This window comes from Amycolatopsis sp. CA-126428, assembly GCF_002904335.1.
Taxonomy (GTDB): domain Bacteria; phylum Actinomycetota; class Actinomycetes; order Mycobacteriales; family Pseudonocardiaceae; genus Amycolatopsis.
Window position 1 is genome coordinate 1 of sequence record NZ_PPHF01000161.1, and the last position, 20,880, is coordinate 20,880.

The 20,880-nt window shown below is 72.6% G+C and carries 19 protein-coding genes; 8 read left to right on the forward strand and 11 right to left on the reverse strand.

From position 1 onward, the window contains the following. Positions 1–128: 128 nt before the first annotated feature. Together C2L58_RS41250 and C2L58_RS41255 are read right to left on the reverse strand one after the other, a co-directional pair. Positions 129–524, reverse strand: coding sequence for a VOC family protein (locus tag C2L58_RS41250; RefSeq protein WP_103343054.1), 396 nt, complete (start codon positions 522–524; stop codon positions 129–131). A 4-nt stretch (positions 525–528) separates the two neighbouring features. Then, a complete protein-coding gene (locus C2L58_RS41255; protein ID WP_199191682.1) occupies positions 529–1,323 on the reverse strand; it encodes a helix-turn-helix domain-containing protein in 795 nt (264 codons plus the stop codon). Positions 1,324–1,407: 84 nt separating this feature from the next. Here C2L58_RS41255 and C2L58_RS41260 point away from each other — a divergent pair, with 84 nt between their 5' ends. Both C2L58_RS41260 and C2L58_RS41265 read left to right on the forward strand, forming a co-directional pair. Continuing rightward, on the forward strand, positions 1,408–1,662 hold the full coding sequence (locus C2L58_RS41260) for a hypothetical protein (RefSeq protein ID WP_103343055.1): 255 nt from the start codon (positions 1,408–1,410) through the stop codon (positions 1,660–1,662). Positions 1,663–1,730: 68 nt separating this feature from the next. Continuing rightward, positions 1,731–2,543, forward strand: a complete 813-nt coding sequence (locus C2L58_RS41265; protein WP_103343056.1) for an alpha/beta fold hydrolase — start codon at positions 1,731–1,733, stop codon at positions 2,541–2,543. Positions 2,544–2,718: 175 nt separating this feature from the next. On the opposite strand, the gene ispG is transcribed toward C2L58_RS41265, so the two are convergent. The 3 genes from ispG to dxr form a co-directional block, all read right to left on the reverse strand. After that, complete coding sequence (gene ispG / locus C2L58_RS41275; protein ID WP_167384597.1) at positions 2,719–3,870, reverse strand: flavodoxin-dependent (E)-4-hydroxy-3-methylbut-2-enyl-diphosphate synthase; 1,152 nt, start codon at positions 3,868–3,870, stop codon at positions 2,719–2,721. 114 nt (positions 3,871–3,984) lie between these two features. After that, complete coding sequence (locus C2L58_RS41280) at positions 3,985–5,220, reverse strand: M50 family metallopeptidase (RefSeq protein WP_103343057.1); 1,236 nt, start codon at positions 5,218–5,220, stop codon at positions 3,985–3,987. 3 nt (positions 5,221–5,223) lie between these two features. Continuing rightward, positions 5,224–6,426, reverse strand: coding sequence for a 1-deoxy-D-xylulose-5-phosphate reductoisomerase (gene dxr, locus C2L58_RS41285; RefSeq protein ID WP_103343058.1), 1,203 nt, complete (start codon positions 6,424–6,426; stop codon positions 5,224–5,226). A 94-nt stretch (positions 6,427–6,520) separates the two neighbouring features. Here dxr and C2L58_RS41290 point away from each other — a divergent pair, with 94 nt between their 5' ends. Together C2L58_RS41290 and C2L58_RS41295 are read left to right on the forward strand one after the other, a co-directional pair. Next, complete coding sequence (locus tag C2L58_RS41290; RefSeq protein ID WP_013223923.1) at positions 6,521–6,778, forward strand: DUF2631 domain-containing protein; 258 nt, start codon at positions 6,521–6,523, stop codon at positions 6,776–6,778. 25 nt (positions 6,779–6,803) lie between these two features. Next, positions 6,804–7,463 (forward strand): peptidylprolyl isomerase, encoded by a 660-nt coding sequence (locus tag C2L58_RS41295; RefSeq protein WP_103343059.1) that lies wholly within the window; start codon positions 6,804–6,806, stop codon positions 7,461–7,463. Between the two features lie 55 nt (positions 7,464–7,518). Here the strand turns inward: C2L58_RS41295 and C2L58_RS41300 are convergent, their stop codons facing one another. Together C2L58_RS41300 and pdxR are read right to left on the reverse strand one after the other, a co-directional pair. Next, positions 7,519–9,288, reverse strand: a complete 1,770-nt coding sequence (locus tag C2L58_RS41300; RefSeq protein WP_103343060.1) for an MFS transporter — start codon at positions 9,286–9,288, stop codon at positions 7,519–7,521. Between the two features lie 576 nt (positions 9,289–9,864). After that, positions 9,865–11,319 (reverse strand): MocR-like pyridoxine biosynthesis transcription factor PdxR, encoded by a 1,455-nt coding sequence (pdxR, locus tag C2L58_RS41305; protein WP_103343061.1) that lies wholly within the window; start codon positions 11,317–11,319, stop codon positions 9,865–9,867. A 28-nt stretch (positions 11,320–11,347) separates the two neighbouring features. On the opposite strand from pdxR, the gene C2L58_RS41310 reads away from it, so the two are divergent. Beyond that, positions 11,348–12,130: an L-histidine N(alpha)-methyltransferase gene (locus tag C2L58_RS41310; RefSeq protein WP_103343062.1), complete on the forward strand. Its 783-nt coding sequence runs from the start codon at positions 11,348–11,350 to the stop codon at positions 12,128–12,130. A gap of 97 nt (positions 12,131–12,227) precedes the next feature. Here C2L58_RS41310 and C2L58_RS41315 read toward each other — a convergent pair whose 3' ends face one another. Both C2L58_RS41315 and C2L58_RS41320 read right to left on the reverse strand, forming a co-directional pair. Continuing rightward, a complete protein-coding gene (locus tag C2L58_RS41315; RefSeq protein ID WP_103343063.1) occupies positions 12,228–15,473 on the reverse strand; it encodes a tetratricopeptide repeat protein in 3,246 nt (1,081 codons plus the stop codon). A gap of 241 nt (positions 15,474–15,714) precedes the next feature. Continuing rightward, positions 15,715–16,443, reverse strand: a complete 729-nt coding sequence (locus tag C2L58_RS41320) for an alpha/beta fold hydrolase (protein ID WP_103343064.1) — start codon at positions 16,441–16,443, stop codon at positions 15,715–15,717. Positions 16,444–16,489: 46 nt separating this feature from the next. Here C2L58_RS41320 and C2L58_RS41325 point away from each other — a divergent pair, with 46 nt between their 5' ends. The 3 genes from C2L58_RS41325 to C2L58_RS41335 all read left to right on the forward strand — a co-directional run bounded on the left by C2L58_RS41325 (position 16,490) and on the right by C2L58_RS41335 (position 19,535). Continuing rightward, on the forward strand, positions 16,490–17,740 hold the full coding sequence (locus C2L58_RS41325) for a cytochrome P450 (protein WP_103343065.1): 1,251 nt from the start codon (positions 16,490–16,492) through the stop codon (positions 17,738–17,740). Then, positions 17,740–18,633 (forward strand): LysR family transcriptional regulator, encoded by an 894-nt coding sequence (locus C2L58_RS41330; protein WP_233226214.1) that lies wholly within the window; start codon positions 17,740–17,742, stop codon positions 18,631–18,633. The genes C2L58_RS41325 and C2L58_RS41330 overlap by 1 nt, the downstream gene beginning before the upstream one ends. 92 nt (positions 18,634–18,725) lie before the next feature. Continuing rightward, complete coding sequence (locus tag C2L58_RS41335) at positions 18,726–19,535, forward strand: SDR family NAD(P)-dependent oxidoreductase (protein WP_233226215.1); 810 nt, start codon at positions 18,726–18,728, stop codon at positions 19,533–19,535. A 16-nt stretch (positions 19,536–19,551) separates the two neighbouring features. On the opposite strand, the gene C2L58_RS41340 is transcribed toward C2L58_RS41335, so the two are convergent. Both C2L58_RS41340 and C2L58_RS41345 read right to left on the reverse strand, forming a co-directional pair. Continuing rightward, positions 19,552–20,094, reverse strand: coding sequence for a nitrilase-related carbon-nitrogen hydrolase (locus C2L58_RS41340; protein ID WP_233226216.1), 543 nt, complete (start codon positions 20,092–20,094; stop codon positions 19,552–19,554). After that, positions 20,076–20,855, reverse strand: a complete 780-nt coding sequence (locus C2L58_RS41345; RefSeq protein ID WP_103343068.1) for a DUF1295 domain-containing protein — start codon at positions 20,853–20,855, stop codon at positions 20,076–20,078. Before C2L58_RS41345 ends, C2L58_RS41340 begins: the two co-directional genes overlap by 19 nt. Between the last annotated feature and the right edge of the window lie 25 nt (positions 20,856–20,880).

Sequence of the window (20,880 nt, forward strand, 5' to 3'; positions counted from 1 at the left end):
CCGAGCGGCAGCCAGGCGCCAGACCGGCTCGGCCGCGCGCAGACCGGCCCAGCCGGGCGCCAGCCGAGCGGCCCAGCCGGGCAGCAGGCCAGCCTGGCCGGACTCGCCGCCGTACCCCGGGCCCTCGCTCAAGCCGCGCCGCGGTAGGTGCCGATCGTCCAGGCGTTGCCCTCCGGGTCGCGCAGGCTGAACGTGTGCGAGCCGTACTCGGTGTCCGTCAGCTCGGCCGTGATCTCCGCACCCGCGGCCTGCACCCGCGCGTACACCTCGTCGACCTTGTCCGACACCACGTACACCGCGGACGCACCCGGCTTCATCGCGTCGTGGACGCCATCCGGCGGGCGGACGCTGCCCAGCATCACCGCGCCGCCCTCGGGCCAGCGCAGCTCGGCGTGCGCGATCAGCCGGTCCCCCTCGGGCACCACCAGCGCTTCGGTGAAGCCGAGGACGTCGACGAGGAAGCGGACCGCGGCCGGGGCGTCGTCGTAGCGGAGGGCGGGCCAGACGTTCGGTTCAGGAATCATGCCGTCAGCTTCGCGCCACCTCCGCCTCCTGGTCTTGGAGGAACGGGAGCTCCTCGGCGATCCACGTCCCCGGCGTGCACCCCGCCAGCGCGCGCCATTCGTTCGTCAGGTGCGCCTGGTCGTAGAACCCGCACTCCGCCGCCAGCGCCGCCAGGTCCGCGCGCCCACTCCGCAGCAGGCGCCCGGCCCGCTCGAACCGCAGCACCCGCGCCGCCTGCTTCGGCGCGAGCCCCAGCTCCGCGCGGAAGCGCTCGCCCAAGTGACGGCGGCTCCAGCCGACCTCGTCCGCGAGATCCGCGACGCGCACCCGCCCGTCCGCACCCCGCAGCCGGCGCCACGCCTCCCCCAGCTCGGGCGGCGGCACCACCGGCTCGACGGCCCGGGCCGCCAGCACCTCGTCGAGCAGCGCGAACCGCTCGCGCCAAGACAGCTCCCTCAGCCTTTCGGGCAACCAGCCGAGACCGAACTCCGCCAGGTCGGCCACCTCGCCGCTCAGCTCGGCCGCCGTCACCCCGAACAGCGTCCGCACGCCCAGCGGGTCGAGCTCCAGCTGCACCCCCTCCTGCACGCGGTCCTGCCTGATCAGCACCGCGCTGGTGTGCAGCCCGCCGACCAGCGCCTGCAGGCTCTGCCCGGCCATCCGCACCGGCCCGGCGAGGCTGATGACGAGCGTCACATGCCGGGACGGCAGGCCGCGGTGGACGGCCAGCGTGACGTCGTCCTGCGCGTACCCCACATAGCGCGTGACCAGGGGCCGCACCACCGGGTGCGGCTCGTGGAGGGCCCAGGTCACGCTCACGAATACGAGCCTAATCGTCACCACCGACAGTTCCGCGTCTGCTAACACGGACAGTGCGTCCCCACCGCGGAAGGAAACACCCCGATGACGATCCAAGAGCAGGCGCAGCAGCTGGAGCTGCTCGCCGACCAGGTGCCGACCGGCATCGCGCTCGCCACGAAGAGCGACCTCGAAGACCTCCAGGCCCACGTGCTCGGCCTGCTCGGGGAGACGTCCTCCGCGACCGCGATCCAGGGCGCCATCCAGCTCGCTTCCCAGCAGATCGACGAGGTCGCGGCCGCGCTCGAGAACGTCCGCCTGCAGATCCGCGACGCCGCCCAGCACCACCTCCAGGGCTGAGGCCCCGGACCGGGGCAGTGTCCGTGCGGTGTCAGGCCGGTGTCAGGCGCGCCGCGCACAGTCACCGCATGACCGAGAACAGCACTGCCCCGATCACCGCGGACTGGACCGGCCTGGTGCCGGTGGACGACACGGCACTGGCCGTCACCGACACCGGCGGGCCCGGCCTCCCCGTGGTCTACCTCAACGGCCAGTTCGCCACCCAGGGCTACTGGCGCCGCGTCCTCGCCGAACTCGGCCCGGAGTTCCGGCACATCACCTACGACGAGCGGGCCCGCGGCAAGTCGCGGCGCTCGGCCGACTATTCGTTCGAAGCCGCTGTTCGCGACGTCGACGCCGTCCTCGCCGCCCGGGGCGTGGAGCGGGCGCTGGTGGTCGGCTGGTCCTACGGCGCGGTCGTCGCGGCGCACTGGGCCGAGCGCAACCCGGAGCGGGCCATCGGCGCGGTCCTGGTCGACGGCGCCTTCCCGCACGACTGGCTCGACGACGCCATGGAGCAGCGGATCCGCAAGCTGTTCAAGCGGATGAGCTGGTTCCTGCCGCTGCTGCGCCCGACCGGGCTGGCCCCGCGGATGACCGCGGCCCAGCAGGCCGAGAGCAACATCGAACTCGGCAAGCTGTCCCGCGAGCGCGAGCTGGGTCCGGTGCTGGACGGCCTCACCGTCCCGGTGCGGTACGTGGTCGCCTCGGGCACGTCGCTGGGCAGCAAGGGCGACGAGCAGGAGCGGATCCGCGCCGCCCTCGACGCGGTGACCGCCCGGAAAGCGAACATCACCAGCGAGAAGGTCGCGAGCAACCACGGCGCCATCCTGCGCAAGGACTTCCGCGCCGTCGCCGACGCGGTCCGCGGTCTCGCGGCCCGGTCGTCCGCGCCGAGGTAGCGGAAGGGCAGCGAGCCGGCGAAGGCCGTCCCGCCGGATCCGTCGTGCTCGCGAGTCGTACGTGAAGCCCGCTTCGCGCAGCGCGCGCAGAACCCCGCGCGCTCCGCCTGACGCCTCGATGCCCGCGACGTCGAAGCCGACGGCCGACGCCTCGAGAGCGCCGTCCGGAAGAAGCTCAGCCGGCGGTGACCACCGGCGCGCCCTCGCCGAGGGACTCGCCCGCCTCTTCGGCGATGCGCATGGCCTCTTCGATGAGCGTCTCGACGATCGCGTGCTCGGGCACGGTCTTGATGACCTCGCCCTTGACGAAGATCTGGCCCTTGCCGTTGCCCGACGCGACGCCCAGGTCGGCCTCGCGGGCCTCGCCCGGGCCGTTCACGACGCAGCCCATGACGGCCACGCGCAACGGGATCTCCATGCCCTCGAGACCGGCCGTGACCTGCTCGGCGAGCGTGTAGACGTCGACCTGCGCCCGGCCGCACGACGGGCACGACACGATCTCCAGCTTGCGCTGCTTGAGGTTCAGCGACTGCAGGATCTGGATCCCGACCTTGACCTCTTCGACCGGCGGCGCGGACAGCGACACGCGGATCGTGTCGCCGATGCCCTGGCGCAGCAGCGCGCCGAACGCCACGGCCGACTTGATCGTGCCCTGGAACGCCGGGCCCGCCTCGGTGACGCCCAGGTGCAGCGGGTAGTCGCACTGCTCGGCGAGGATCTCGTAGGCGCGCACCATGACCACCGGGTCGTTGTGCTTCACCGAGATCTTGATGTCGTGGAAGTCGTGCTCGGCGAACAGCGACGCCTCCCACAGCGCCGACTCGGCCAGCGCCTCCGGCGTCGCCTTGCCGTACTTGTCCATGATCCGCTTGTCCAGCGAACCCGCGTTGACGCCGATCCGGATCGGCGTGCCGTGGTCCTTCGCGGCCTGCGCGATCTCCTTGACCTGGTCGTCGAACTTCCGGATGTTGCCCGGGTTGACGCGCACCGCCGCGCAGCCGGCCTCGATCGCGGCGAAGACGTACTTCGGCTGGAAGTGGATGTCGGCGATCACCGGGATCTGCGACTTCCTCGCGATCGCCGGCAGCGCCTCGGCGTCGTCGGCCGACGGGCACGCGACGCGGACGATGTCGCAGCCCGCGGCGGTCAGCTCGGCGATCTGCTGCAGGGTCGCGTTGACGTCGGAGGTGAGCGTCGTCGTCATCGACTGGACGGAGATCGGGTGGTCGCTGCCGACGCCGACCGGACCCACCTGGAGCTGGCGGGTCTTGCGACGCTCGGACAGGACGGGCGGGGGCAGGGCGGGCATACCGAGTGCGACGGTCACGGTTTCCAGCGTACCTACCCCTACTGGGCCACCTTCACCATGTCAACCGTCACGGTGAGCAGCATTACGCCGGGGGTGAGCGGTCCCGGGCGGACCGCACCCCCTCCGTGGGACTTACGGGCCGATCCGGATCGGGTTGACGATGTCGGCCGTCACCGTGAGTAGCGTCACGGCGCCGCCGATGAGCACCAGCGCCATCGTGATTCCCGACAGCTTCGTGTAGTCGACCGGACCCCCGGCCACCTTGCCCCGCCGCGCCCGGATCCAGTCGCGGACGCGCTCGTACCAGACCACCGCGATGTGCCCGCCGTCCAGCGGCAGCAGCGGCAGCAGGTTGAACACGCCGATGAAGAAGTTCAGGCTGGCCAGCAGGAAGAAGAACAGCACCCAGAGGCCCTGCTCGACCGCCTGGCCGCCGATCCGGCTCGCACCGACGACGCTGACCGGGGTGTTCGCGTCGCGTACGCCGCCGAAGATCGCGTCGACCACGGCGGGGATGCGCTGCGGGAACTGGACGAGCCGCTGGGCTGTCTCGGCGAACATCGTGCCGGTGAAGCTGAACGTGGCGCCGACCGCGGCGACCGGGCCGTACTGCGTGGTCAGCTCCGGCTGCCGGGGCGAGGCGCCGATCATGCCGACTTCCTTGACGGTGGCGCCGTTCCAGCGCTGCACCTTCGGCACGTCGACGACGAGCCACAGGGCCTGACCGTCCCGCTGCACCTGGAACACCGTCCGGCCGCTGGTGGCCTGCACGGCGGCGAGCATCTCGTCCCAGGTCGCGACCGGCTTCCCGCCGACCGCGGTCACCTTGTCGCCGGGCCGCAGCCCGGCCGTCGCCGCCGGGGTCGGCGCGTCCGCCGGGCAGCCGGAGTTCTTGGCCTTGGACTGGGCCTCGGCCTGCTCCTTCGTCGTGGCCGACTGGGCGCAGGAGGTCGAGGCCAGCACCGGCTCGGTCGGGGCGGGCGCCAGCTTCGGCAGCCCCATGGTCACGGCCATCAGGTAGAGGACCAGGAAGCCCAGGATGAAGTGGGTGATCGACCCGGCCGACATCACGACGGTGCGCTTCCAGGTCTTGAACCGCCACATCGCGCGCGGCGCCTCGTCCGGGGTCACCTCGTCGAGCGCCGTCATGCCGGCGATGTCGCAGAACCCGCCGAGCGGGATCCACTTCAGGCCGTACTCGGTCTCGCCGCGGCGCCAGGAGAACACCGTGGGCCCGAAGCCCACGAAGTACCGGCGGACCTTCATGCCGAAGGCCTTCGCGGTGACCATGTGGCCGGCCTCGTGCAGTGCGACTGAGACGCAGATCCCCAGCGCGAAGAGCACCACACCGATGATGTAGGCGAGCACCCGCTACTTCCCCTCGATGATCGAACCGGCCCGCGCACGAGCCCACCGCTCGGCCGCGAGAACGTCCTCGACGTCGCGTGGTTCGCGACGCCATTCGTCGGCGGCTCCCACCACCTCGGAAACAGTGTCCACTATCGACGTGAAGCTGGTGTTCTGCGCCAGGAAAGCGGACACCAGCTCCTCGTTCGCGGCGTTGTAGACCGCGGGCAGGCAGCCGCCCTCGGTGCCGCAGTGCCGGGCCAGCTCGACGGCCGGGAAGGCCTCGTCGTCCAGTGGCTCGAACGTCCAGGTCGCGGCCTGGTCCCAGGTGCACGCGGGGGCGGCCCCGGGGACCCGGTCGGGCCAGTGCAGGGCGAGCGCGATGGGCAGCCGCATGTCGGGCGGGCTGGCCTGGGCGATCGTCGAGCCGTCGGCGAAGGTCACCATCGAGTGCACGATCGACTGCGGGTGCACGGTGACGTCGATCTTCGCGGGTTCGATGTCGAACAGCAGCGCCGCCTCGATCAGCTCCAGGCCCTTGTTGACCAGGGTGGCGGAGTTGATCGTGATGAGCGGGCCCATGGACCAGGTCGGGTGCGCCATCGCCTGCTCGACGGTGACACCGGCCAGCTCCGCGCGCTTGCGGCCGCGGAACGGGCCGCCGGACGCGGTGAGGACCAGCCGGGCGACCTCGCTCCGGTGCCCGGCGCGCAGGGCCTGGGCGATGGCGGAGTGCTCGGAGTCCACGGGCACGAGCTGCCCGGGCTTGGCGGCGGCGAGCACCAGCGGCCCGCCGGCGATGAGGGACTCCTTGTTGGCCAGGGCCAGGGTGGCGCCGGTGGCGAGCGCCCGCAGCGTCGGCTCGAGGCCGCGGGAGCCCGGGAGCGCGTTGAGGACGGTGTCGACCTTGACGGCGTCGATCAGCTCGGTGACGGCGTCCGAGCCCGCGAAGAGCCGCGGGAGCTTGAACTCGCCCTGGGCGTACCCGCGCTTCTGCGCTTCGGCGTACAGCGCGAGCTGGACGTCTTCGGCGGCCGTGGCCCTGGTCACGGCGACGGCCTCGACGCCGTGCGCGATCGCCTGCGCGGCGAGCGCGGCCGGATCGGCCCCGCCCGCGGCGATCCCGGCCACCCGGAACAGGTGCGGGTTGCGCGCGGCGACGTCGAGGGCCTGCACGCCGATGGACCCGGTCGAGCCGAGCACGAGAACGCTTCGCGAGGTAGTCATCGCCGGTCATTGTCGCGCGGGGCGTCTCCGCGGCGCACCCGGAGGTGTGGGATCATCGGCGGGTCCGAGGTTCACGGGGTTTGAGGAGTTCATCGTGGCAGGCAAGGCGGTCGAGAAGAGGCGGCCCGAGGTCGACCCGCGCGACGAGCCGTCCGCGGCCTGGGGCTGGCACGGCTCGTTCCCGAAGGCCACCCGCATCGCCGGCTGGGTCAGCGCGATCATCCTGCTCGTGATGATCAAGGGCAACCACGAGAACAACACCGAGAACGTGTGGCTGGTCGGGCTGGCGCTGTTCCTCGTGCTGCTGCTGGTGCTGGACATCCGCAAGCAGCGCACGGCCTGGCGCAAGTAGTTCGTCATTCGCTAACGTCCCCGGCATGAAGCTGCGCTGGGGACTGGCCGTGTTCGCTGTTCTGGGTGCCCTGGTGGTGCCCGCCGCGCCGGCATCGGCTTCGGTGCCGTTGGTCCGCTGCACGTTCACGCCGACCCCGGACAACCCGGCGGCGCGTCCCGTGGTGCGTCCGTTGCCGGTGGCGCCGACCCGCGGGACCGTGGACGTGACGTTCCGGTTCAACTACGGGCCGGTGACGGTGCGGTTGGACCGCGCGGGAGCTGCTCCGTGCGCGGTGCACAACCTGGTTTCGCTGGTTTTGCAGCGGTTCTACGACCGCTCCCAGTGCTGGCGGCTTTCGAATTCTTCTCGTCTCGGCGTGCTCCAGTGCGGAGACATCTACGAGGTCGAAAAGGGCGGGCCGGGGTACAAGTTCCCGGACGAGGTTTCCGGCGCCGAGACGTACCCGCGCGGGACGATCGCGATGGGGAACCAGGGGCCCGGGACGAACGGGTCGGAGTTCTTCATCGTGCACTCGTTCGCGAACATCCCGGCGAACTATTCGGTCATGGGGCAGGTGATCCGCGGGATGTCGGCGATCGACCGGATGGTCGCCGACGGGATCATCCCGACGGATCCGAACGGGCCGCTGGACGGGGCTCCGGCGCACCCGGTGAAGATCCAGCGGGCCACGGTCGGCTGGTAGGCCCACCGACGGAAAAGCCGGGTGCCATCCGGCACCCGGCTTCCCCGCTTCACCTTCAGCGTTCGGTCGACGGCGACACCAGTTCGCTCGGCCCGCCACTCGACTCCCCGGCCACGGCGGCCAGCTCCTCCCCCACCGACTCGCGGTCCGCCGGGCGCGCGTCCTTCGTCAGCAACGACGCCACCGCACCGATCAGGCACACCACGATCGCGAAGCCGAACGCCACCGCCAGACCCGACTGGAACGGGCCGGAGATCAGGTTCGGGAAGAAGCTCCGCCCCGTCAGGAACGACGCCTGGTCCGGCGGCAGCGACGACAGCTGGCCGCCCAGGAGCTGCTGGATCGGGTTGTAACCCAGGAACGCCGCGAACAGCACCGCCACCGCCGGGAGGTTCGCCACCTGGGACGCCGCCGCGTCCGGGACGCCGTGGGCGACCAGACCGTCGTGCATCGTCGACGGAAGGCTGCTCGACAGGCCCGAGATGATCAAGCTGAAGAAGAAGCCGATCGACAGGACCATCGCCGCGTTCTGGAAGGTCGTCATCATGCCCGCGCCGGAGCCGCGCGCGTCGGCCGGCAGGCTGTTCATCACCTCGGCCCGGTTGGGCGAGGAGAACATGCCCATGCCGATGCCGTTGATCAGCAGGATCGCCGCGAACGCCCAGTAGTCGAAGTTCACCGGCAGGATGATCAGCAGCAGGAACGTGATCGCCGTGATCAGCAGCCCGGTGGAGGCGAGCAGGCGGCTGCCGATCCGGTCGGCGAGGATGCCCGACGTCGGCGCGGCCAGCAGGAAGCCGACCGTCATCGGGAGCATGTAGATGCCCGCCCACAACGGCGTCTGCTCGAACGTGTAGCCGTGCTGGGGCAGCCAGATGCCCTGCAGCCAGATGATCAGGATGAACTGCAGCCCGCCGCGGCCGAGGGAGGCCGTCAGGTTCGCGACGTTGCCCCAGGTGAACGAGCGGATCCGGAACAGCGACAGGCGGAACAGCGGGTTGTCCACCTTCGACTCGATGATCACGAACGCCACCAGCACCGCGAGCCCGCCGATCAGGCAGCTGAGCACGAACGGGCTGCCCCAGCCGGTCGGCGACGAGCCGTAGGGCTGGATGCCGTAGGTGATGCCGATCAGCACCGCGATCAGGCCGACGGCGAAGGTGATGTTGCCCCACCAGTCCATCCGCGCGTGCTTGCGGACGCCGGTGTCGTGCAGCTTGAGGTACGCCCAGACCGTGCCGATCACGCCGAACGGGACCGACACCAGGAAGATCAGGTTCCAGTCGACCGGGGCCAGCACGCCGCCGACGACCAGGCCGAGGAACGAGCCGGCGATGGCCGCGACGCCGTTCATGCCGAGCGCGAGCCCGCGCTGGTTGGCTGGGAAGGCGTCGGTGAGGATCGCCGAGGAGTTCGCCATCAGGAAGGCACCGCCGACGCCCTGCACGATCCGCCAGCCGATCAGCCACAGCGCGGCCGCGTCACCGTCGAACCAGGTGACGGCCAGCATGATGGAGGAAACGGTGAAGACGGCGAAGCCGAGGTTGTACATCCTCGCGCGGCCGTACATGTCGCCGAGCCGGCCGAAGCTCACCACCAGCACCGCGGTGACCACGAGGAAGCCCATGATCATCCACAGCAGGTAGCTCGTGTTGGCCGGCTCCAGGGGGTTGATGCCGATGCCCTTGAAGATGTCGGGCAGCGCGATCAGCACGATCGAGGAGTTGATCGTGGCGATCAGCATGCCCAGCGTCGTGTTGGACAGCGCGATCCACTTGTACCGCGGCCCCAGTTCCGCGATCGAATACGTCCGGCGTTCCGCCACTGTGCAACCCTTCTGCTCGCAAAGTCCCTTAGCTAGGCTAAGCAACTTGCTTGCGTATGGCAACCAACGACGCGGATTGCCCAGGAGAGCATGATCACAGGGGGTTGACTGTCCTTTGAGGACTCTTTACGGCGGGGGTTGTGCACAACTCGAGTGTTTGGGGTCGGGGTGTGGACAACTCGGGTTGCGGGGGCGGGAACTGTCGGTGCCTCCCGGTAACGTTGAAACCGGGGGTCCCCCTCACGGCGAGGGCTTGATCAGCTGCCCGAGCACGGCCACACCTTCGGCGATCTCCAGTGCCGCGTGGAGGGGTGGCTAGCTCGGCTCGGTCCGGTCCCGATGGGTTAGTGCAGCGGGGTAGTCGGCTCGGCACGATCCGGTCCCGATGGGCCAGCGCCGGAGAGCGGGCACACTCCGGCACCACCGGTTCAGGCGAAGGTGCCGCGCTCGGTATCGCCGTCCACCGCTGATGGGCTGTGCACAACTCGAGCGTGGCGGGTCGGGCTGTGGACAACTTCCGTCGCGGGGCCGGGAACTGTCGGTGCTCGCCGGTAACGTTGAAACCGGGGGTCCCCCTCACGGCGAGGGCCTGACCAGCCGCCCGAGAACCCCCACCCCCTCGGCGATCTCCGTCGCCGTCCGGGCCGCGTACCCGAGCACCAGCCCCGGCCGTCCCGGGCGTTGCCGGTGCCAGGACAGCGGCTGCACCTTCACCCCCTCGGCCAGCGCGGCCGCCGCCACCGCGACGTCGTCCAGCTCGGCGTCGAACGTCACCGTCAGGTGCAAACCGGCGGCTGCGCCGTGGACCCGCGCGCCCGGCAAATCGGCGGCGACCGCGCGGATCATCGCGTCGCGGCGGCGGCGGTGCCGGGCGCGGACCACCCTCAGCTGACGCTCCAGCTCGCCGGTCTCGATCAAGCGCGCCAGGACCAGCTGGGCCAGTACCGGGTTGCCCAGGTCCGCGAACCGCTTCGCCGCCACGAGGTCGTCGCGGAAGCGCGGCGGCGCCAGCAGCCAGCCGACGCGCAGCGCCGGTGCCAGCAGCTTCGAAACGCTTCCCGTGTAACAGACCTCCGGCACCATCGACCGGACCGCCGGCACCGGCGCGCGGTCGTAGCGGTGCTCCGCGTCGTAGTCGTCCTCGACGACGATGCCGCCCTCGGCCACCCAGCGCATCAGCTCGCGGCGGCGCTCGCCGCCCAGCACCACGCCCATCGGGAACTGGTGGGCCGGCGTCAGCAGCACCGCCGGAGCCGTCAACGAGGAAACCCGCAGCCCGTCGTCGTCCACCGGGACCGGCGGCGTCGCCAAACCGCAGTGGTGCAGGTGCTGGCGCGCGCCCAGCGAACTCGGGTCCTCCACCGCGATCTCGGTCACGCCGTGCTGCCGTAGCACGTCGCCCACCAGCGTCAACGCCTGCGCGACCCCGGCCACCATGATGATCTCGCCCGGATCCACGCGGATCCCGCGGTTGCGCGCCAGCCAGCGCGACACCGCCAGCCGCATCGAAGGCGCGCCGCGCGGGTCGCCGTAACCGAAGTGGGACGGCTCCAGCTCGTCCAGCACCGCCCGCTCGGCCCGCAGCCACGCCGCGCGCGGGAACGCCGTCAGGTCCGGGACGCCGGGCGTGAGGTCGATCCGGGCCGGCGCCGCGCGGACCGCGTCGAAGACCTCCAGCCCCGGCGAAGCCGTGATGACCTCGGGAAAAAGCCGGTCCGGCGACGGGGACGGCGGCAGCACGGGCGCGGCGACGACGACCGTGCCCGCCCGGCCGCGGCCCGCGGCGTGGCCGTCGTCGATCAGCCGCTGGTAGGCCTCGGTGACCACCCCGCGCGACACGCGCAGCTCGGCGGCCAGGACCCGGGACGCGGGCAGCCGGCCGCCGACCGGGAGCCGGCCGTCGGCGATGGCCGCGCGCAGTTGCCCGGCGAGCCAGTCCGCCAAGCCGCCCGGGGGCGCCTCGCGGACGTCCAGCTGGAGGAAGTCCGACCCTATGGACCCCTCGGAGAGCGCGGTTTTGGCTCTGTCCATCGAGCCATTGTCGCAGGACGCTGGGCTCATGGACACCGCTTACGTGCACGGGTACACCGACCCCGAGACCCGCCGCCTGGGCGACCAGGCCGACACCCTCGCCGACCTCCTGCACGCCGGAACGGCCTACCCCGCCGGGAGCCGGGTGCTGGAGGCCGGCTGCGGCGTCGGCGCCCAGACCATCCACCTCGTGGCCCGCAGCCCGGGCGCGCACCTGACCGCGGTCGACGTCTCCGCCGCGTCCCTCGCCCAGGCACGCAGGCAAGTGAGCGGCGTCGACTTCCGGCAGGCGGACCTGTTCGACCTGGACGGCGAGTACGACCACGTCTTCGTCTGCTTCGTGCTGGAACACCTGCCGGAGCCGGAGAAGGCCCTCGCGCACCTCAAGACCCTGCTGCGGCCGGGCGGCACGATCACCGTCATCGAGGGCGACCACGGTTCGGCGTTCTTCCACCCGCACAGCGAGCACGCGCAGGCCGCGATCGACTGCCTGGTCCGGCTGCAGGCCGACGCCGGCGGCGACGCCCTCATCGGGCGGCGTCTCCACCCGCTGCTGACCGGCGCCGGGTTCGGCGACGTCACCGTGGAGCCGCGGACGGTCTACGTCGACGCGTCGCGGCCCGGGCTGGTCACCGGGTTCACCCGCGACACCTTCACCGCGATGGTCGAAGGCGTCGGCGAAACCGCCGTCGCCCGCGGGCTGATCACGCGGGACCGCTGGGACCACGGGGTCGCCGACCTGCACCGGACCGCCGGCGAAGACGGCACCTTCCACTACGCGTTCTTCAAGGCCACCGGGAGCAGGCCGTGATCGCCCGGCGCCCCCGGCCCCGGCTCGCGGGCAGCACCGACGTCGTCGACCGGGACCTCGAACGCCTCGAAAACGACCTCGCCGCCCGCGAGCCCGACTACCCCGCCACGCACTCCAGGGCCGTCAAGTGGTTGCGGACCCGGATCGCGCCGGGCACGCATTCCCCGGCGTAGCAGGCCAGCGCGCGTTCCCAGTGCTCGCGCGCGGCCTCCGGGTCACCGAGTCCACTGTGGACTTCACCGAGCCCGCAGTGGGCCCGGCCCTGTTCGGGACGGCAGCCGGTTTCCTTCGCCACGGCCAGGGCTTCGCGGTGGTACCGCAGCGCATCCGAAGCCGCTCCGCGCGCGGCGGACAGGCTGCCCAGGCTGTTGAGCACCCGGGATTCGACGCCGCGGTCACCGCATTCGCGGGCCAGGCTCAGCGCTTCTTCGAGGTGCTGGGCCGCTTCCGCGAGCCGGCCCTCCGCCAGCCGGACATCGCCCAGGTGCTTCAGCGCGACGCTGCGGTTGGGCGGGCTGCCCGTCTCCTGCGCGATTTCCAGCGCCCGCTCCAGGTGCTCCGCGGCTTCGGCGTACCGGCCCCGCGCGTGCTCGACGTCGCCGAGGATGCCCAGCGCGTACCCCTCGCTCACCCGGACGCCCATCGCCCGCAGGTGCACCAGCCCCTCGTTCAGGACCCGGACCGCCTCGTCGTGCCGGCCCAGCGCTGACAGCGAGTCGCCCAGGTTGACCAGCGCGTAGCCCTCGCTCGTGCGGTCGGCGATGTCGCGCGCCAGGGCAAGGGCTTCTTCGAGGTGACCGATCGCTTCGCCGTACCGGCCGATGCCGCGGCAGGAACAGCCGAGCACCACCAGGACCAGGCCTTCGCTGGTGCGGTCGCCCGTCTTCCTGGCCAGCGCGAGGGCTTCCGTCGAGTACCGGATCCCGTCGGCGAACCGGCCCAGCGCCCGGCAGACGAGGCCCAGGGTGTTGACCGAGTGGATTTCCGTGCGCCAGTCCCCGGTCTCCCGGGCGAGCACGAGGGCCTCCTCCAGGTACCGCAGCGCCTCCGGCGACCGGCCCACCCGCCAGTGGCCCAGCGCGATCAGGATCAGCGGCTCGGCCTCGGCCGCCCGGTCGCCGGTGTGGTGGGCCAGCGCCGACGCGTGCGTGTGCAGGACCAGCGCTTCCTCGTGGTAGCCGCCGACGTCGAGGTAGTGCCACAGGATCCCGGACAGCAGCCGGAGGTGGTCCGGCCAGCGGTGCCGCGTCGCGTGCGCGGCGATCGCCAGGAGGTTGCGGCGCTCGGCCTCCAGCCACGCCGGTGCGTCGAGCACCTTGACGTCCGGCTCCGGCACCCGCGGCCGCAGGTGCCGTTCCTGCGGCAGGACCACGTCCATGGCCTGGCCGGCCGAGGAGACGTAGAAGTCGAACAGCCGCTGCTGCGCCTCGCGGCTCTTGGCGGGATCGCCGGCCGCGAGCTCGGCGGCGTAGACGCGCAGCAGGTCGTGCAGCTGGACGCGGTCGTCGCCGGTCTGCTGCACGAGGTGGGCGCGCACCAGGACCCCGGCCAGCCGTTCGGCCTCCGGCAGGGGCACGCCGGCGAGGGCGGCCAGCGCGGGCGGCGTCAGGTCGCGGCCCGGGTGCAGGCCGCAGAGCCGGAACACGCGGGCCGCGTCGGGCGCGAGGTTGCGGTAGGACCAGGAGAACACGGCGCGGACGGCGGTCAGCGGGTCCCCGCCGCCGTCGAGCAGGTCGAGCCGCCACCGTTCGTCGGTCAGCTCGGCGGCCAGGGCGGCGAGGCGCTCGCCCGGCCGGCTCAGCGCCAGTTCGGCGACCAGCCGCAGGGCCAGCGGGAGCCGGGCCGCGTAGCCGATCAGCGCCGCGGCGGCCTCGGGTTCGCCGTCGACGCGCGGGCCGAGCAGCGCCCGGAGCAGGTCGCGGGCTTCGGCCTCGGTGAGCAGGTCGACGAGCACCCGCCGGGCGCCGTGGCGGGCGACCAGGCCGGGCAGCGCGTCCCGGCTGGTCACCAGCACCAGGCAGGTGGGCGAGCCGGGCAGCAGCGGGCGGACCTGCCCGACCGAGTTCGCGTTGTCCAGCACGAGCAGCATCCGCCGCCCGGTGAGCGCGGTGCGGAACTTGGCGGCGCGCTCGTCCGGCTCGGCCGGGATGTCCGCGCCCGGGACGCCGAGAGCGCGCAGGAACCCGGACAGCGCATCGGCCGGGTCCACCGGCCGGACCGTGCCGTAGCCGTGCAGGTCGAGGTAGAGCTGGCCGTCCGGGAACTCCGCGGGCACGCGCTGCGCCCAGTGGACGGCGAGCGCGGTCTTGCCGACCCCGCCGGTGCCGGAGAGGACGGCGATGCGCGCGCCGGTGTCGCCGTCGTCGCGACGCAGCAACGCGTCCAGCTCGGCCAGCTGGGCGGCCCGGCCGCGGAAGCCGGGGACGTCGGCGGGCAGCTGCGCCGGGACCCGGGCCGGCGGCTCCGGCGTCGCGAAGTCCTGCCGCAGCACCTTCCGCTGGGCCGCCCGAAGCTCGGGGCCGGGTTCGAGACCGAGCTCATCGGCCAGCCGCCGGCGCACCTCGTCGAAGACGTCCAGCGCGGCGGCCTGGCGCCCGGACGCGGCGAGCGCCAGCACCAGCTTGGCGTGCGCCGACTCGTTCAGCGGCTCCTCGGCGGTCAGCACCCGCAGCTGCACCGCCGCGTCTTCGGGGTCGGCGACCCCGGCGTAGGCCAGCACCGCCTTGGCGCGCCGCATCGCCAGCGCGAGCCGGGCGGGGTGCTGGTGCAGCCGCTCGACGTCGGCGAGCGCCGGCCCGCGCCAGAGGTCCAGGGCCTCCTGGAGAGCGTTGCGGGCCAGCAGGGCTTCGAAGCGCAGCAGGTCGAGCTCGTCCTCACCGACGGCCAGCCGGTAGCCGCCCTTGTCGGTGATGATGAGGCCGGCCGGCCGCAGCGCCCGCCGCAGCCGCGCGACGTAGGTGTGGAGCAGCTCCAGGCACGACGGCGGCGGCTCGTCCCAGATGACGTCGACGAGGTCCTCGCGCCGGACGGTCCGGTTCGGCTGCAGGGCCAGCAGCGCCAGGAGCAGGCGCTGCTTCTCCGCGCCGATCTCGACCGGCTCGGTGCCGCGCGTCACCGTCAGCGGGCCGAGGACACCGAGCCGCACGGGCTCCGGCGGGGCTTCGGCGAGCGCTTCCCGCAGCTTGCGGGCCGTCTCCGGCCGGGGCCGCCGGACGCTGCCGAGCTCGGCGTTGCGCACCGCGCGCAGGCTCACGCCGGCCCGCTCGGCGAGCTGGGCCTGGGTGAGGCCGGCGAGGGCACGCCGGTCCCGCAGCCATCCGGCGAACGACAGGCCTTCGTCCACAGGCGTCCTCTCCTGCGTGCCCCGAGCGGAACGTACCTCTCCAGCATCACGATCGTGCCGCCCGAGCTGTACCACCGATCGGCGAAGATAACCGTTTCCGCAGGTACGGACGGTGACAGCGGCGGGGAGGAGCAGTACAGGCGCTCGTCCACCGCGCTTTCCTAGGCTTTCTCGCGTCCGGTGGTGGCGAGGGGTTCGCGGAGCAGCCGTCGCGTGGGGTACGACGGCTGCACCCGGAACTTCACACGCCGAAGCGCTCGAGCAACGCCCGCACGGCGGGCGGGTCCTCGACGTGGGCGTTGTGCCCAAGACCGGCGAGCGTGACGGCGTCGGGGTCGAGCGCCCGCAGCTGCTCCGGACGGCTAATCGGGTCGTTCTCGCCCGCGGCGAGCACGACCGGGCAGCGCGCCCCGGCCAGCAGGGCCGGCATGTCCGGCGCGCCGAGGCCGAACGCGGCCGGGTCCATCGCGAGGCGCCAACCTCCCTCGGTCTCGCGAAGCCCGGCCGGGTCGGTGGGCGCGATGCCGAGCAGCCCGGACACCTTCAGGTAGGCCTGGTCGGCCTCCTCCTGCGTCGCGAACACCCGGGGCGGCCGGGCCGCGAACGAAGCCGCCCGGTTCAGGTCGTCCTGGCTCCACTCGACCTTCACGCCGAGGGCCAGCACGCCGGCGACCTCGACGTCGTAGCGGCCGGACGCCAGTTCCAGCGCGAGCACCCCGCCGAGCGAGTGCCCGGCGACGATCAGCGGCCCACCGTCCGGCAGGGCCCGCGCGACCGCCTCGGCGAGGGTGGCGAAGCTGTAGTGCGGCAGCGGGGCGGACGGGCCGTGACCAGGCAGGTCGGGCACGAGCACGCGCCGCTCGAGCAGAACGGCGAAGTGGTTCCAGACGGCGCCGGTCGCGCCGAGGCCGTGCAGGAGGAGGACGGCCGGTTCGCCCTTGCCGCCGGTGCGCATGTTGAGCGTGTCCATCCGCGCAGCCTCCCAAACTGTCGGTGACCGCGGCTAGGGTCGGCTCGTGATCACCGATCCGGACACCTACCTGCGAGGTGTCCCGTACGAGGAGCTGGCGCGGCTGCGGCGTGCCGGCCCGGTGGTGCGCGTCGACGACTTCTGGGCCGTGCTCGGCCACGCCGAGGTGCGGCGGGTGCTGCGCGAGCCCGGCGTGTTCTCCTCGCAGCTCGGCGGCACGCAGATCCGGGACGCGGCCGACCTCGCCTACGTGCGCCGGATGATGCTGAACATGGACCCGCCGGAGCACGGCCGGCTGCGCGGACTGCTCACCAAGGCGTTCACCCCGCGCGCGATCGCGAAACTGACGTCGCAGATCGAAGGCTGGGCGCGGGAGCTGGTCGAGGCGGTCGCCGATCGCGGGGAATGCGACTTCGCGCAGGTGGCCGCCGACCTGCCGCTGCGCACCCTGGCCGGGGTGTTCGGCGTGCCGGAACAGGACCGGCGGCTGATGTACGACTGGAGCAACCGGGTGATCGGCTACCAGGACGCCGAGTACGCGGTGAGCTCGACCGTTTCCGTGGCCGAAGTGAGCGAGCTCGCCCGGGCCGCGCTCGCCGTCCGCCCGGCGCCGGGGCCGGGCGGGTCGATGCCGGATCCGCGGACCCGCGCGGGCATGCCGGATCTCTACGCGTACGCGAACGCGCTGGGCGAGTACAAGCGCGAGCACCCGGGCGACGACGTGATGAGCAACCTGATGCGGCACGTCGGCGACGACGGCGGCCGCGTCTCCCTCGCCGAGTTCGAGAACCTGTTCTGGCTGTTTTCCGTGGCGGGCAACGAAACCCTCCGCAACGGCCTGCCCGGCGGGTTGCTCGCCCTGCTCTCGCACCCCGCGGAGTACCGCCGGCTGCTCGACGACCGGTCGCTGCTGCCGACCGCGGTCGAAGAGATGCTGCGCTGGTGGACGCCGGTGATGCACTTCCGGCGCACCGCGGTGTCCGACGTCCGGCTGTCCGATGTGGACATTGCCGCCGGGGACAAGGTGGTGGTCTGGTTCTCGTCGGCCAACCGGGATCCTTCGGTGTTCCCCGATCCGGACACCTTCGACGTCGGCCGCACCCCGAACGACCACCTGACCTTCGGCCACGGCCCGCACTTCTGCCTCGGCGCGCACCTCGCGCGGGTGCAGCTGCGGGCCATGTTCGACGCGGTGCTCGACCGGCTCGGGTTCGTGGAACTCGCGGGCGAGCCGGTGCGGCTGCGGTCGAACTTCCAGAACGGCCTCAAGTCGCTGCCGATCCGGTGGGCCCGCTGATGGAGATCCGGGAGCTGCGGGCGTTCGTCGCGGTCGTCGAGGCGGGCGCGATGTCGAAGGCGGCCCGGCAGCTGCACGTGAGCCAGCCGGCGCTGTCCCAGACGATCACGACGCTGGAACGGCGGCTCGGCGTCCGGCTGCTGGTGCGCACGAGCACCGGCGTGCAGGTCACCGACGCCGGGACGACGCTGCTCGGCGAGGCCCGCGCCGTGCTGGCGCGCCACGACCAGGCGCTCGCCGCGATGGCCCGGCACACCGCGGACGGCGGCGGCGTGCTGCGCGTCGGCGTCCCCCTGGAACTGCCGCCGGAGCTGCTGCCCTCGGCGCTCGCGCGGCTGCCGGACACGCGGGTGCAGGCCCGGCACCTGGCGTCGGTGGCCCAGGTGGCCGCGCTGCGGGCGGGCGAGCTGGACGTCGGCCTGGTCCGCGAGCGCCCGCCCGGCCCGGACCTGGACGCGGCACTCGTGGTGACCGAGGACGTCGGCGTCCTGCTGGCCACGGACCTGGCGGAGAAGCTGGGCTCGCCGGTCCGGCTGGAGGACCTGGCCGGCCTGGAGTGGTTCGCCTTCCCGCGTGCGGGCAGCCCGGCCTGGTACGACGAACTGGCGGCGATCCTGCGCAGCCACGGCCTCGACGTCGGGCCGGAGGTCCCGGAGGAGCAGCGGCTGATCGTCGAGCTCAAGATCCCGGCGGTCAGCGCGGGCGGGGCGTACGCGTTCGCGCCGCCCGAGTGGCCGTACCCGCTGCCGGACACCGTGCGCTGGGTGCCGCTGGCCGGGAACCCGATCGTCCGGCGGACCTGGGCCGTGTGGCCGGCGACGTCGCACCGGCGGGACGTCGCGGAGTTCGTCGCGGCGCTGGAAGACCATCGGCGGAACGGATCGCGGGCATAAGGAGGGCCGAAGGCCTATCAGGAAGGGTTTTGCGGGCGGTCTCGCTTGAACTCCGCGACCGGGGAAACACCCCGATCGCGAAGGAGTTGAGCATGACTGCAGTGACATCCGGGGCTTCGCCCCGGGCCGGGGGCTCCGCCACCCGGACCCCCGAAGGAGCTGCGGAACTGTCCGGGTCGACGGCCCTGGTGACCGGCGGGACGAGTGGCATCGGCCGCGCGACGGCGGTCGCGCTGGCCGGGCTCGGCGCGCACGTGGTGCTGTCCGGCCGGGACGCCGGGCGCGGCGCCGAGGCCGTCGGGAAAATCCGTGCGGCGGGCGGCAAGGCCGACTTCGTCGCGGCGGACCTGAAGGACGCGGCGTCGGCGCGTGCCCTCGCGGCCCGGGCGCGCGAGGTGGGCGGGCCGATCGACGTGCTGGTCAACAACGCCGGCGTGTTCCCGACCGGGCCGACTCCGGGCTTCCCGGAGGCGGACTTCGACGCCGTCTTCACGACGAACGTGAAGGTGCCGTTCTACCTCGTCGCCGAGCTGGCGCCGGAAATGGCCGCGCGCGGCCACGGCGCGATCGTCAACGTGTCCACGATCGTCGCGTCGGCCGGCATGGCGGGCATGGCGCCCTACGGCGCGTCGAAGGCGGCGATCGAACTGATGACGAAGGCGTGGGCGGCGGAATTCGGCCCGTCGGGCGTGCGCGTCAACGCGGTGAGCCCGGGCCCGACCCGCACGGAAGGCACGGCGGCGTTCGGCGACGGCCTGGACGACCTGGCGGCGGCCGGCCCGGCCGGCCGGGTGGCGGCCCCGGAGGAGATCGCGGCGGCGATCGCCTTCCTGGCGGCAGGCGACGCGAGCTTCGTCCACGGCGCGGTGCTCCCGGTGGACGGCGGCCGGCTGGCGGTGTGAGCCGCGGCGGACGGCGTCACCGCAGGAAGGTGACGCCGTCCCGCGGCCGCCGCGGAAGGGGTCCTCGCCTCCCGCCTCGTACGGGCACGCCGAAACCACGAAACACCGGCCCTCGTCGGCGATGTGGCGCATCGACGCGCCGGCCCGCCGCCGTCGGGACCACCGGGAGCGTCGAACCGTCGCCGCGGCCCCAGAACACGCGCTCCCGCGCCGTCGGCACCAGCTTGCGGTGCTTGCCCACCAGCCCCAGCTCCGGGTCGAGGAACACCACCGTGCTGTAGAGCGCCGAGCCGGCGCGCTCGATGACGCCTGCCACCAGCGTCGCGCCGGTCCGGGACGCAAGCCCGGCGAGCGCCGCCGTCTCCGGGCCCGGCACGGCCACCGCCGCGTGGAAGTACTCGACGAACGGCACGCGGCCCGGGTATCCGCCGAGCACCGCCTCCGGCAGCACCACCAGCGAAACGTCGCGGAGCTGGTCCTCGAACGCCAGGATCCGCTCCAGCGGAACACCCGTGCCGAGCTGCAGCGCGGCGACGACCGTCATCCGCGCGCCGGCCACGGGACCACCGCCGACGTGCGCCGCTGGTAGTCCGCGTACTCGGGGTACCGGGACTTCGTGATGCTCTCGGTGAACCGCGTCGAGCCCACGAACAGCAGCGTGAGCAGGACCGCGCCGGCGACCGTCCACTGCAGACCGCCCGCGACCACCCCGAACGCGGCGAACGCCCACCACTGCGCCTGCTCGAAGAAGAAGTTCGGGTGCCGCGAGTAGCGGAACAGCCCGGCCTGCAGGAACCGCGTCGGCGCCCGGCCCGCGTGCTTCTCGCGGTGGAACTCCCACTGCTGCTGGTCGGCGACCGTCTCGCCGGCCAGGAAGGCGGCGAACACCACCGCGACGACGACGTCCGCGACCCCGAACCCGCCGGGGTGCTCCAGCGCGGTCAGCGCCGGGAGGGTGATCAGCAGCAGGATGGCGTTCTGGTACAGCGAGATGAAGAAGAAGTTGAACAGCTGGAACTGCCACGGCGCCATCCGCTCGCGCAGCACCGCCCACCGGTAGTCCTCGCCGCCGGGCGCGTACCCGCCCTTGCGGGCGAAGTTGAACGTCAGCCGGGCGCCCCACAGCACCACCAGCGCGAACATCACGTCGAGCCGGGCGTCGGCGAACCCGGCGGCACCGGCGAAGATCCCCACGTAGGCCACCGGCACGATCGACCAGATCCGGTCGACCCAGGAGTACTCCCTGGTCAGCACGGACACCAGCCAGGTGCCGAGCGTCACCCCGGCGAAAACGTACAGGCACACCCGCAGCGCGTCCATGTGCTCACTTTAGGACCTACGATCG

Bases quoted from the DNA above. Each gene is read 5' to 3' on its own strand.
- C2L58_RS41310 (WP_103343062.1), top strand. From the start codon at position 11,348: ATGGACACCGCTTACGTGCACGGGTACACCGACCCCGAGACCCGCCGC.
- C2L58_RS41250 (WP_103343054.1), bottom strand. From the start codon at position 524: ATGATTCCTGAACCGAACGTCTGGCCCGCCCTCCGCTACGACGACGCC.
- dxr (WP_103343058.1), bottom strand. From the start codon at position 6,426: ATGACTACCTCGCGAAGCGTTCTCGTGCTCGGCTCGACCGGGTCCATC.
- C2L58_RS41265 (WP_103343056.1), top strand. From the start codon at position 1,731: ATGACCGAGAACAGCACTGCCCCGATCACCGCGGACTGGACCGGCCTG.
- C2L58_RS41330 (WP_233226214.1), top strand. From the start codon at position 17,740: ATGGAGATCCGGGAGCTGCGGGCGTTCGTCGCGGTCGTCGAGGCGGGC.
- C2L58_RS41260 (WP_103343055.1), top strand. From the start codon at position 1,408: ATGACGATCCAAGAGCAGGCGCAGCAGCTGGAGCTGCTCGCCGACCAG.
- C2L58_RS41345 (WP_103343068.1), bottom strand. From the start codon at position 20,855: ATGGACGCGCTGCGGGTGTGCCTGTACGTTTTCGCCGGGGTGACGCTC.
- C2L58_RS41295 (WP_103343059.1), top strand. From the start codon at position 6,804: ATGAAGCTGCGCTGGGGACTGGCCGTGTTCGCTGTTCTGGGTGCCCTG.
- C2L58_RS41320 (WP_103343064.1), bottom strand. From the start codon at position 16,443: ATGGACACGCTCAACATGCGCACCGGCGGCAAGGGCGAACCGGCCGTC.
- C2L58_RS41335 (WP_233226215.1), top strand. From the start codon at position 18,726: ATGACTGCAGTGACATCCGGGGCTTCGCCCCGGGCCGGGGGCTCCGCC.
- pdxR (WP_103343061.1), bottom strand. From the start codon at position 11,319: ATGGACAGAGCCAAAACCGCGCTCTCCGAGGGGTCCATAGGGTCGGAC.